This window comes from Acerihabitans sp. TG2 (genome assembly GCF_035013185.1).
Taxonomy (GTDB): domain Bacteria; phylum Pseudomonadota; class Gammaproteobacteria; order Enterobacterales; family Enterobacteriaceae; genus Acerihabitans.
Map to the genome: position 1 here is coordinate 270,538 of NZ_JAYGJO010000002.1, position 9,593 is coordinate 280,130.

Annotated in this window: 16 protein-coding genes and 1 pseudogene; 15 read left to right on the forward strand and 2 right to left on the reverse strand. The window is 55.3% G+C overall.

Annotation, left to right across the window (positions count from 1 at the left end; all coding sequences use genetic code 11):
• Nucleotides 1-2 precede the first annotated feature (2 nt).
• From SJI19_RS03135 to SJI19_RS03160, 6 genes are read left to right on the forward strand one after another with little or no spacing between them, the layout of a single operon-like run.
• Nucleotides 3-212, forward strand: a complete 210-nt coding sequence (locus SJI19_RS03135) for an HP1 family phage holin (RefSeq protein WP_323476804.1) — start codon at nt 3-5, stop codon at nt 210-212.
• A complete protein-coding gene (locus tag SJI19_RS03140) occupies nt 193-705 on the forward strand; it encodes a lysozyme (protein ID WP_323476805.1) in 513 nt (170 codons plus the stop codon). The genes SJI19_RS03135 and SJI19_RS03140 overlap by 20 nt, the downstream gene beginning before the upstream one ends.
• A gap of 1 nt (nt 706) precedes the next feature.
• Nucleotides 707-1,132, forward strand: a complete 426-nt coding sequence (gene lysB / locus SJI19_RS03145) for an Rz-like lysis system protein LysB (protein WP_323476806.1) — start codon at nt 707-709, stop codon at nt 1,130-1,132.
• The gene (gene lysC / locus SJI19_RS03150) at nt 1,026-1,295 is read left to right on the forward strand and encodes an Rz1-like lysis system protein LysC (protein WP_323476829.1); all 270 of its coding nucleotides are present in this window, start codon (nt 1,026-1,028) and stop codon (nt 1,293-1,295) included. Before lysB ends, lysC begins: the two co-directional genes overlap by 107 nt.
• Entirely contained in the window at nt 1,228-1,686 is a 459-nt protein-coding gene (locus tag SJI19_RS03155) for a phage tail protein (protein WP_323476830.1), read from the forward strand. The genes lysC and SJI19_RS03155 overlap by 68 nt, the downstream gene beginning before the upstream one ends.
• Before the next feature lies 1 nt (nt 1,687).
• A complete protein-coding gene (locus tag SJI19_RS03160) occupies nt 1,688-2,137 on the forward strand; it encodes a phage virion morphogenesis protein (protein WP_323476807.1) in 450 nt (149 codons plus the stop codon).
• A 35-nt stretch (nt 2,138-2,172) separates the two neighbouring features.
• Here SJI19_RS03160 and SJI19_RS03165 read toward each other — a convergent pair whose 3' ends face one another.
• Nucleotides 2,173-2,556 carry a DUF6232 family protein gene (locus tag SJI19_RS03165; protein ID WP_323476808.1) on the reverse strand — a complete coding sequence of 128 codons (384 nt, stop codon included), beginning with the start codon at nt 2,554-2,556 and terminating at the stop codon, nt 2,173-2,175.
• Nucleotides 2,557-2,715: 159 nt separating this feature from the next.
• On the opposite strand from SJI19_RS03165, the gene SJI19_RS03170 reads away from it, so the two are divergent.
• From SJI19_RS03170 to SJI19_RS03195, 6 genes are read left to right on the forward strand one after another with little or no spacing between them, the layout of a single operon-like run.
• On the forward strand, nt 2,716-3,357 hold the full coding sequence (locus SJI19_RS03170) for a phage baseplate assembly protein V (protein ID WP_323476809.1): 642 nt from the start codon (nt 2,716-2,718) through the stop codon (nt 3,355-3,357).
• The gene (locus tag SJI19_RS03175; protein ID WP_323476810.1) at nt 3,354-3,704 is read left to right on the forward strand and encodes a GPW/gp25 family protein; all 351 of its coding nucleotides are present in this window, start codon (nt 3,354-3,356) and stop codon (nt 3,702-3,704) included. The genes SJI19_RS03170 and SJI19_RS03175 overlap by 4 nt, the downstream gene beginning before the upstream one ends.
• A gap of 4 nt (nt 3,705-3,708) precedes the next feature.
• Nucleotides 3,709-4,617 carry a baseplate assembly protein gene (locus SJI19_RS03180; RefSeq protein ID WP_323476811.1) on the forward strand — a complete coding sequence of 303 codons (909 nt, stop codon included), beginning with the start codon at nt 3,709-3,711 and terminating at the stop codon, nt 4,615-4,617.
• Nucleotides 4,610-5,218: a phage tail protein I gene (locus tag SJI19_RS03185; RefSeq protein ID WP_323476812.1), complete on the forward strand. Its 609-nt coding sequence runs from the start codon at nt 4,610-4,612 to the stop codon at nt 5,216-5,218. The genes SJI19_RS03180 and SJI19_RS03185 overlap by 8 nt, the downstream gene beginning before the upstream one ends.
• Nucleotides 5,215-6,486, forward strand: coding sequence for a phage tail protein (locus SJI19_RS03190; protein ID WP_323476813.1), 1,272 nt, complete (start codon nt 5,215-5,217; stop codon nt 6,484-6,486). The genes SJI19_RS03185 and SJI19_RS03190 overlap by 4 nt, the downstream gene beginning before the upstream one ends.
• Nucleotides 6,486-7,082: a tail fiber assembly protein gene (locus SJI19_RS03195; RefSeq protein ID WP_323476814.1), complete on the forward strand. Its 597-nt coding sequence runs from the start codon at nt 6,486-6,488 to the stop codon at nt 7,080-7,082. The genes SJI19_RS03190 and SJI19_RS03195 overlap by 1 nt, the downstream gene beginning before the upstream one ends.
• Nucleotides 7,083-7,123: 41 nt before the next feature.
• Here the strand turns inward: SJI19_RS03195 and SJI19_RS03200 are convergent, their stop codons facing one another.
• The gene (locus tag SJI19_RS03200) at nt 7,124-7,543 is read right to left on the reverse strand and encodes a GNAT family N-acetyltransferase (protein WP_323476815.1); all 420 of its coding nucleotides are present in this window, start codon (nt 7,541-7,543) and stop codon (nt 7,124-7,126) included.
• 153 nt (nt 7,544-7,696) lie between these two features.
• On the opposite strand from SJI19_RS03200, the gene SJI19_RS03205 reads away from it, so the two are divergent.
• The 3 genes and pseudogenes from SJI19_RS03205 to SJI19_RS03215 form a co-directional block, all read left to right on the forward strand.
• The gene (locus SJI19_RS03205; protein WP_323476816.1) at nt 7,697-8,866 is read left to right on the forward strand and encodes a phage tail sheath protein; all 1,170 of its coding nucleotides are present in this window, start codon (nt 7,697-7,699) and stop codon (nt 8,864-8,866) included.
• Between the two features lie 9 nt (nt 8,867-8,875).
• On the forward strand, nt 8,876-9,391 hold the full coding sequence (locus SJI19_RS03210) for a phage major tail tube protein (RefSeq protein WP_323476817.1): 516 nt from the start codon (nt 8,876-8,878) through the stop codon (nt 9,389-9,391).
• A gap of 73 nt (nt 9,392-9,464) precedes the next feature.
• Nucleotides 9,465-9,593: pseudogene (locus SJI19_RS03215) on the forward strand (phage tail assembly protein); the annotation flags it as partial.

The window sequence follows — 9,593 nt, forward strand, 5'->3', positions numbered from 1 at the left end:
ATATGGAGCGGATCACCTCGGCGTTTGCCTATTGCGTTGCCGTGTTCCTGGCCTGGCTGGGGCGCATGTCACCGCAGGACGTGGCGTTTATGGTCGGCGCAGCGGTGGGCGTCGGCACCTTTTTAGTCAACTGGTATTACCGGCGCAAAAGTTATCAGCTATTGGCCCGCAACGGGCTGCGCCGGGAGGTGTATGACGAACTCAACCGTTAAACGTTGCGCGGCCGCCGCTATTCTGACGCTGGCCGCGCTGCTGCCGCAGTCCAAAACCCTGCATACCTCCCAGGCCGGGTTAAGGCTGATCGCGGATTTTGAAGGCTGTCAGTTATCACCCTACCAGTGCAGCGCCGGAGTGTGGACTAATGGCGTAGGTCATACCGCCGGGGTAAACGCCGCCCGCCCGATCACCGAACGCCAGGCAGCGGTGAATCTGGTGGCTGATGTGCAGCGGGTGGAAACCGGCATAACCCGCTGTATGACGGTCAACCTGATGCCGCAGGCGGTCTATGACGCGGTGGTGGCATTTGCGTTTAACGTCGGCGTGCGCGCCGCCTGTGGCTCGACGCTAGCGTTTTTTATCAATAAAACCCGCTGGTCTGATGCCTGTCACCAGTTAAGCCGCTGGGTATTTGTTAACGGGGTACGGTCGGCGGGCGTCGAACGCCGCCGCAAAGCGGAAATGGCCTTATGCCTAAGCGGAGCCTGATATGCGCCTGATGATGGTTTTACTTCTGGCGGCGGCGGTCGCCATCGCCGGGCTGCTGTGGTACACGGCCACGCTCAATGACAACCTCGAACAGCAAACCCGTATAAACGGCACACTGTCGGTGGGTATTGAAAGCCGCGATACGGCGATCGCCCGCCTGCAACACGAGGCGTTAGACCTGGCCAAAGCCGAACTGTCCCTGCGCCAATCTCTGACCGCTGCCGGACGCCTGGCCCAAAACCGCGAACAACGGATCCAAGGACTGCTTAATGAAAATCAAACCCTGCGCGACTGGTATGACACTGCTTTGCCTGACGCTGCTGTGCGGCTGCACCTCCGCCCCACGTTCGCCAGCGCCGCAGATTATTTACGTTGGCTGTCCGAGAGTGAGCCGTTGCCCGATGCCGGGCAGTCAGCCGAAAACTAACGGCGATTTAAGCGCCGATATCCGCCAACTCGAATCCGCCTTGGCCACCTGTGGCCTCCAGGTGGACGCAGTTAAACAGTGCCAGGAACACCATGATGCTCAAACCCGCGCAACTGCGCCAGGCATTAACGGCCAGCGTGCCGCTACTGCAAAACAACCCTGATAATCTGCACCTGTTTATCGATAACGGGCGTGTAGTCTCGACCCTGGCCCCGTCGCTGTCGTTTGAATATCAGTACCAGCTTAACCTGGTGATCACCGACTACGCCGGGGACGCCGACCTGATCATGGTGCCAGTGCTGGCTTGGCTAAGGGAAAACCAGCCCGACATCATGGCCACCGAACATAAACGACAAACCGGCTTTACCTTTAAGGTGGATGTATTAAGCGACACCTTAAGCGATATCAGTATTGATCTGCAATTGACCGAACGGGTAATAGTGAAAGAGCTTAACGGCGCGCTGCACGTTGACCATGTGGCGGAGCCGCCGATACCCGAGGCCATTACCCGACCGGCGGCGCTGTATGTTAATAACGAGCGGATAAGCGGCTGATATGAATGAGTTAGAACAGTTTGACCAACGGCTGGAAGGACTGATTGCCGCACTTAGTCCGCAGGCCCGCAAGGCCATGGCGGTCACCATCGCTAAAAAGCTGCGTACCAGCCAGCAACAGCGCATCAAACGCCAGCAAGCGCCGGATGGCACGCCCTACGTACCGCGCAAGGTGCAACCGCTACGAAAAAAACAGGGCCGGGTAAAACGGGAGATGTTTAGCAAGCTGCGCACCAATCGTTATATGAAAGCCAAAGGCGATAGTAACAGCGCGGTGGTGGAGTTTACCGGGCGGGTACAAAGGATGGCGCGGGTGCATCATTATGGGTTGAGGGATAATATATCTCGCCATAACCAAAATATACGCTATGACGAGCGTCCGTTATTAGGATTAAGCGTTCAAGATATCGCAATAATCGATAAAGTGATTGTGGAAACATTAAGCAAATAAAAAAAAGAGGTGGCATATTACCACCTCATTGTGTTTCAACCCCGATGCACAATTGCATCGTTCAATGAATTTATTACGTCATCAATATACTTTTCATCTTTACTGTTGAGCGCTTGGCTTTCGCCTGATGAACTATTAAGAATGACAATGTAAGTATCTTTCAGCATCTTAAATATTATCACACCCAAAATAAGTATAACAAAACCAACGACTTTACCGCTCAGCTCGGCCCAAAACATCATGCCCAACCCAGCTAAAACCATTAATATCGCCCATATTTTGTTCGCTGCAATTCTATGTTTTTTTACTGATGTTACGCCTTGCATGGCATATGTAGTAGAACCTACACGAAACCTGGCATTAGTAATGCTAACGTTGCCATTTGTGTAAAATTCTTTTTCTTCCGCTTTCTCTTCCATTTACGATCCAAAGATTTGGTTGTGTAACGGAATAATACAACTTTGAATGTAAAACACTAGGGTATGTAATAAGATATTTCTTATTTTTTTATTGTTGTGTCAAGCTCGATACGTCACCGATGCTTTGTCTAAATCCTCTTTAGACTTCATGATTTATTCATGAACCGATCCCCTCAATCAAATGATGCGCTACGCCTCCTTCGCAACCTAATCCGCATCGGCACCGTCGCCGCTGTCGATCTGGACAACGGTCTGTGCCGCGTGGATACCGGCGACAACACCACTAACTGGCTGCACTGGCTGACCGCCCGTGCCGGACGCACCCGCACCTGGTGGGCGCCATCGGTTGGCGAGCAGGTGATCCTGCTGGCGCTGGGCGGTGAGCTGGATACCGCTTTTGTTTTGCCCGGCGTATTTTCTGATGACTTTCCGGCGCCGTCGGCCTCGGCCGATGCTGTGCATCTATCGTTCCCCGATGGCGCAGTGATCGAGTACGAACCGCTGACCGGCGCGCTGCTGGCCACCGGCATTAAAACTGCCACGGTTAACGCTGCCGATAGTGTGGCGGTGACCTCGCCGCTTATTACCTGCACTGCCTCAACGCGCATTACCCTGGATACGCCGGAGGTGGTCTGCACTAATAAACTCATTACCCAAACCATCGACGTTAAGCAAGGCGGCACGATGACCGGCAACCTAACCCATAGCGGCGGTTTCCTGTCGTCCAATGGCGTGGTGGTGCATACCCATAAACATAAGGATGTGCAGTCCGGCTCCAGTCAAACGGGTGGCCCGGTATGAGTAGCACGACCTACCTCGGCATGAACCGCGACAGCGGTCGCGCCCTGGCCGACCTGGCGCATATTCAACAAAGCGTGGCCGATATCCTGATAACGCCTATCGGCTCCCGGCCGATGCGCCGGGCCTATGGTTCGTTGCTGTCCGAACTGATTGACCAGCCGCAAAATGCCGCACTGCGTTTGCAGATCATGGCGGTGTGTTATAGCGCCATTCTGCAATGGGAGCCGCGTATTAGCCTGACCGGTATCACTTTTGCGTCCACCTATGACGGCAAAATGGTGGTGGAGCTGACCGGTAAAACGGTTAGCCAGGCCGCCGATGTTTCCTTATCCATTCCAGTGAGTTGATCCCATGGCAACCATCGACCTAAGCCAATTACCCGCGCCCCTGGTTGTTGAGGCGCTGGACTACGAAAGCCTACTCACCGAGCGCAAGGCCACCCTGGTTTCCCTGTACCCGGAAGAGCAACAGGCGGCCATTACCCGCACCCTAACGCTGGAATCTGAACCCATCGTTAAACTGCTGGAAGAGAACGCCTACCGTGAGCTGTTATTGCGCCAACGGATCAACGAAGCGGCGCAGGCAGTAATGGTGGCGTATGCCAACGGGGCCGATCTCGACCAGGTGGTGGCCAATTTTAACGTCTCGCGCCTGACGGTACAGGCCGCCGATGATTCAGTGGTGCCGCCCCTGGCCGCCGTGTATGAGGCGGATATCGATTTACGCCTGCGTGCGCCGCAAGCCTTTGAGGGGCTAAGCGTGGCCGGGCCGACCGGCGCTTATGAATATCACGCCTTAAGCGCCGACGGTCGGGTGGCCGATGCGTCGGCGTTAAGTCCCTCCCCGGCCTGCGTCACTATCACCGTGCTGTCACGCGAGGGCGACGGTAGCGCACCCGCCGACCTGCTAGCCGTGGTGGAGACCGCACTTAACGATGAGGATGTGCGCCCGGTGGCCGATCGGGTGACGGTGCAGTCCGCCACCATCGTGCCATATACCCTCGACGCCACGCTGTACCTGTACCCCGGCCCGGAAGCTGAGCCGGTACGCGCAGCGGCCGAGGCCCGGTTAACCGCGTTTATCACCGAACAACGTCGGTTAGGCCGGGATATCCGCCTGTCGGCATTGTACGCCGCGCTGCATGTGGAAGGGGTACAACGGGTAGAGCTGGCCGCCCCGTTGCTGGACGTGGTGCTGGACAAAACCCAAGCCGCTTATTGCACAGGTTACCGGTTAACGGTGGGTGGCTCCGATGAGTAGCCGTCTGTTACCGGTCGGCTCTAGCGCCCTGGAAGTGGCCGCCGCCGAAGCCTGTGCACGGCTGGGCGACCTCACTGTGCCGTTGCGTGAATTATGGAACCCCAACACCTGCCCACTGGCGTTGTTGCCGTATCTGGCCTGGGCCTATTCGGTTGACCGCTGGGATGAGAGCTGGAGCGAGGCAACCAAACGCGCCGTGGTGTCCGCCTCGTTTTATGTCCATAAACACAAAGGCACCATTGGTGCTTTGAGGCGTGTGGTCGAGCCGCTCGGCTACCTGATTAAGGTGGTGGAGTGGTGGCATACCCACGAAACGCCCGGCACCTTTCGCCTGGACGTCGGCGTGCTGGAGACCGGCATCACCGATGAGATGTATATCGAGCTGGAGCGCCTGATAGACGATGCCAAACCGTTAAGCCGTCATCTAATAGGCCTGTCTATCAACCTGGATGTGTCTGGCACCACCTCAATCAGCGCGGCCAGCTATGACGGCGACGAGCTGACCGTGTACCCCTATTTCCCTGAAACCCTTACCGTGGCCGGCCAGCAGTTTACCGGCGGCGCGGTGCATCTTATCGACACGCTGCGAGTAAGTTTATGACCACAAAATATTATGCCCTGCTAACCAATTTAGGTGCGGCCAAGCTGGCTAATGCCACCGCGTTAGGCACCCAATTAAAATTAACCCATCTGGCGGTAGGTGATGGCGGCGGTACTTTGCCTACGCCTGACCCGGCGCAAACCCAACTGATCGGCGAGCAGCGTCGCTCCCCGTTAAATTCCCTGTCGGTGGACGCGGCCAACACCAATCAGATCATTGCCGAGCAAATTATTCCCGAAAATGAGGGCGGATTCTGGATAAGGGAAATAGGCCTGTTTGATAACGACGGCATACTGATTGCCATCGCAAACTGCCCGGACACCTATAAGCCGCTATTGCAGGAAGGCAGCGGACGCACCCAGACCGTGCGTTTGATTTTAATTGTCAGTAATACCGAGGCGGTGACGCTGAAAATTGACCCGTCGGTGGTACTGGCCACGCGCAAATACGTTGATGACAAAGTGATCGAGGTTAAGGCCTACGCCGATGAGCTGATGGCCCGCCATCTGGCCGCCGCCGATCCCCATCCGCAATATGCCCAGAAGGCCAGCCCGACCCTCACCGGCACACCGAAAGCCCCGACGGCCACCAAGGGCGATAACACTACACAGATTGCCACCACGGCCTTTGTGCAGGCGGCATTGACGGCATTGCTCGATGGCGCGCCTGGCGCGTTGGATACGCTTAACGAGCTGGCGGCAGCGCTGGGGGATGATCCTACCTTCTCCACCACGGTATTGGATGCCATTGCGGGCAAACTGGCGAAAGAGCAAAACGGCGCGGATATTCCCGACAAGGCGTTATTTCTGCAAAATATCGGTATTAGTCACAATCTTATTCCGGTGGGCATCCCCTTACCCTGGCCGACGGCAACGCCGCCAAGTGGCTGGTTAAAATGTAATGGGGCAGTATTTAACAAAACGACTTATCCGCTACTTGCCGCCATTTATCCCACCGGCATATTACCGGATCTACGTGGTGAATTTATTCGGGGTTTTGATGACGCTAGGGGGGTGGATGCTGGCCGAAGTCTGCTTTCTCTGCAACTCGACGTGTTACAGCAGCACGGACATGGCCCTATTCGATTAAGCGGTATAGGATCGGGCGGCGGCAATCTGGCAGTTCCTGATGGGGGATCGTCATTATCGGGCGACGGTAATCTGGTTGGGGCAGTATCAAACACGGCATACAACGGCAGCTCACCGCGTACCGGTGCTGAAACTCGGCCACGCAATGTGGCATTCAATTATATTGTGAGGGCGGCATAATGGATATTGCCTTATTAGACGAACACAACATAGCGCTAAACGCGGGCACGCTTAACGTATTTAATTATCATGAGTCAACCAGGGAGTATATATACAGCAGCAGCGAATATTTAGCCGTCGGCGTCGGCCTGCCCGCCAATTCTTGTATCGATGCGCCACCGGGTAAACAGGATGGCGTTGCCATTTGCCGCTCGACGGATTTCACCGGCTGGGAAGCGCTGGAAGACCATCGCGGTAAAACCGCCTACCGCATCAAAACCGGTAAAGCGGTGACGGTAAGTGCCCCCGGAAAACTGGATACCGGGTTAACCTTAATCGCACCCGCGACCGATTACGATAAGTGGGACGGCAAAGCCTGGGTAACCGATAAGCTAGCGGAACAATCGGCAGCTATCGCCCAGGCTAACAACAAGCGCGCCGCCCTTATCACCGAGGCCAGCGCCCGGACGCAGCTGTGGCAAACGCAACTGATGCTGAATATGATTAGTGAATCCGATAAGACATTGCTGACTGAGTGGATGCGATATATCCAAGCGTTGCAAACGCTAAATACCGCATCCGCTCCCAATATTACCTGGCCGCTGTCCCCTTTATAATTGAGGTGTGGGTTTAATATCGATAATAGCAACGCTGGCAATCACCATTTACTGGGGTGTTGTGACATACCGCTACCCCTTAATGTGTTTGGGCGGCGGTGAAAACCAAAAGGTTCATAAAACGCTTCTTTACCGAGAGCCGCCATTAACCCTATGCCGGACCCCGGCTTGGCGGTGGCATGTAAATATTTCATGACTTCATCCATTAATAACTTTCCATAGCCTTGGCCACGCAAATGTTCAAGGACGATCACATCCTGTACGTAAAACGCTAAACCACCATCGCCCACCACCCTGGCCATACCGACCAGTTGGCCGGCCTGGCGCAGGGTGACGGTAAATAGGGAGTTCTGTAACGCTAAGGTGATTATTTCAGGTGTTGAAAGATCCCACCCTACCGCGATGCGTAGATCATTGTATTCATCCGCGCTGGGAACGTCATAATGCAGTGTGACCGTCATTTAATGGCTCCTTATTTACCCTGATGTTTGCCGAAGAATTACCACGCGTTATGTGTATTTGTTGTTCTATATAACATACATCCCTGATAACGAGCTTCTTTTTCCACTCTCCGGCATCCTTCTCTTATCCAGTCATAATAAGGAGCAGCCTGTATGGGCGATTATCATCATGGCGTGCGTGTCTTGGAAATCAACGACGGCACGCGCACCATTTCCACTGTTTCCACGGCTATTGTCGGGCTGGTATGTACCGCCGAAGATGCCGACGCTATTACCTTTCCCCTGAATACCCCGGTATTAATTACCGATGTACTGACCGCTGCCGGGAAAGCCGGTAAACAAGGCACGCTGTATTCTTCGCTGATGGCCATTACCAGCCAAGTTAAACCGGTCACGGTGGTGGTGCGCGTGGCCGCAGGCAAGGACGAAGCCGAGAGCACCTCTCATATTATCGGCGGTGTTGATGCCGATGGCCGTTATACCGGCCTTAACGCGCTACTGGCGGCGCAAAGCGAGACTGGCGTAAAACCACGCATTCTTGGCGTGCCGGGGCTGGATAATCTGGAAGTGGCCACCGCGCTGGCGTCGGTCTGCCAGCAATTGCGGGCGGTGGGTTATATCAGCGCCTGGGGTTGCAAAACCGTGTCCGAGGCCATCAAGTACCGCGAGAACTTTAGCCAGCGCGAACTGATGCTGATTTGGCCTGACTTCCTGGCCTGGAACACCACCACCTCGGCCAGCGATACCGCCTATGCCACTGCTTACGCCCTGGGGCTGCGCGCCAAGATTGACACCGATACCGGCTGGCATAAAACCCTGTCCAACGTCGGCGTGAACGGCGTCACCGGCATTTCTGCCCATGTGTATTGGGATTTGCAGACCACCGGCACCGATGCCGACCTGTTAAACCAGGCATGCGTTACCACGCTGATCCGTAAGGACGGCTTTAAATTCTGGGGTTCGCGTACCTGTAGCGACGACCCGTTGTTTGCCTTTGAGAACTACACCCGCACCGCGCAGATATTGGCGGACACCATGGCCGAGGCGCACCTGTGGGCGATGGACAAACCCATGACGCCAACGCTGGTTCGCGACATGATCGAAGGCGTGAATGCCAAGTTCCGCGAGCTGAAAACCGCCGGATACATTATTGATGGTTCCTGCTGGTACGACGCTACCGCCAACGATAAAGACACCCTCAAAGCGGGCAAACTGCTGATCGATTACGACTACACGCCGGTGCCTCCTTTGGAAGATTTGACCTTCCGCCAACGCATCACTGACCAGTACCTGGCGAGCTTTGCTTCTGCCATCAACAGTTAAGGAATTTTTATGGCTTTGCCCCGCAAATTGAAATTACTCAATCTGTTTAATGACGGTATCAGTTATATGGGCGTGGTGTCGTCCATGACTCTGCCGAAGCTGACCCGCAAGCTGGAGAACTATCGCGGCGGCGGCATGAACGGCGTCGCCCCGGTGGATTTGGGCTTGGATGATGATGCGCTGTCGCTGGAATGGGCCATGGGTGGCATTGACGACCTGGTGCTGACTCAATGGGGCGCGGCGGGGGTTAACGCTGTGCCACTGCGTTTTGTCGGTTCGTTCCAGCGCGACGATACCGGCGAGGTGACCGCCGTCGAGGTGGTCTTACGCGGTCGCCATAAGGAAATTGATTCCGGCGACTACAAACAGGGCGAAGACACTGAAACCAAAGTCTCCACCCAATGCACCTATTACAAGCTCACTATCGGCGGCAAGGTGCTGATTGAAATCGACACCGTGAACCTGGTGGAGATCGTTAACGGTGTCGATCGACTGGCCGAACATCGCCAAGCCATCGGCCTGTAATTTTCCCCGGTTTATCGCGGACAAATAACGATAAAACGACATGCATTCCCACTTCAAATAGGAAATAAATATCATGAATAACCTGGTCAAACTGGACACCCCCATTAAACGCGGCGAGACGTCGATCACCGAAGTGGAAGTGTTAAAACCCAACGCGGGCGCGCTGCGCGGTGTGCGCCTGGCCGACGTGGCTAACGCCGAT

Excerpts from the sequence above, each read along its gene's own strand:
- SJI19_RS03135 (WP_323476804.1), top strand. The coding sequence starts at position 3 with ATGGAGCGGATCACCTCGGCGTTTGCCTATTGCGTTGCCGTGTTCCTG.
- SJI19_RS03140 (WP_323476805.1), top strand. The coding sequence starts at position 193 with ATGACGAACTCAACCGTTAAACGTTGCGCGGCCGCCGCTATTCTGACG.
- lysB (WP_323476806.1), top strand. The coding sequence starts at position 707 with ATGCGCCTGATGATGGTTTTACTTCTGGCGGCGGCGGTCGCCATCGCC.
- SJI19_RS03155 (WP_323476830.1), top strand. The coding sequence starts at position 1,228 with ATGCTCAAACCCGCGCAACTGCGCCAGGCATTAACGGCCAGCGTGCCG.
- SJI19_RS03160 (WP_323476807.1), top strand. The coding sequence starts at position 1,688 with ATGAATGAGTTAGAACAGTTTGACCAACGGCTGGAAGGACTGATTGCC.
- SJI19_RS03165 (WP_323476808.1), bottom strand. The coding sequence starts at position 2,556 with ATGGAAGAGAAAGCGGAAGAAAAAGAATTTTACACAAATGGCAACGTT.
- SJI19_RS03170 (WP_323476809.1), top strand. The coding sequence starts at position 2,716 with ATGAACCGATCCCCTCAATCAAATGATGCGCTACGCCTCCTTCGCAAC.
- SJI19_RS03175 (WP_323476810.1), top strand. The coding sequence starts at position 3,354 with ATGAGTAGCACGACCTACCTCGGCATGAACCGCGACAGCGGTCGCGCC.
- SJI19_RS03180 (WP_323476811.1), top strand. The coding sequence starts at position 3,709 with ATGGCAACCATCGACCTAAGCCAATTACCCGCGCCCCTGGTTGTTGAG.
- SJI19_RS03185 (WP_323476812.1), top strand. The coding sequence starts at position 4,610 with ATGAGTAGCCGTCTGTTACCGGTCGGCTCTAGCGCCCTGGAAGTGGCC.
- SJI19_RS03190 (WP_323476813.1), top strand. The coding sequence starts at position 5,215 with ATGACCACAAAATATTATGCCCTGCTAACCAATTTAGGTGCGGCCAAG.
- SJI19_RS03195 (WP_323476814.1), top strand. The coding sequence starts at position 6,486 with ATGGATATTGCCTTATTAGACGAACACAACATAGCGCTAAACGCGGGC.
- SJI19_RS03200 (WP_323476815.1), bottom strand. The coding sequence starts at position 7,543 with ATGACGGTCACACTGCATTATGACGTTCCCAGCGCGGATGAATACAAT.
- SJI19_RS03205 (WP_323476816.1), top strand. The coding sequence starts at position 7,697 with ATGGGCGATTATCATCATGGCGTGCGTGTCTTGGAAATCAACGACGGC.
- SJI19_RS03210 (WP_323476817.1), top strand. The coding sequence starts at position 8,876 with ATGGCTTTGCCCCGCAAATTGAAATTACTCAATCTGTTTAATGACGGT.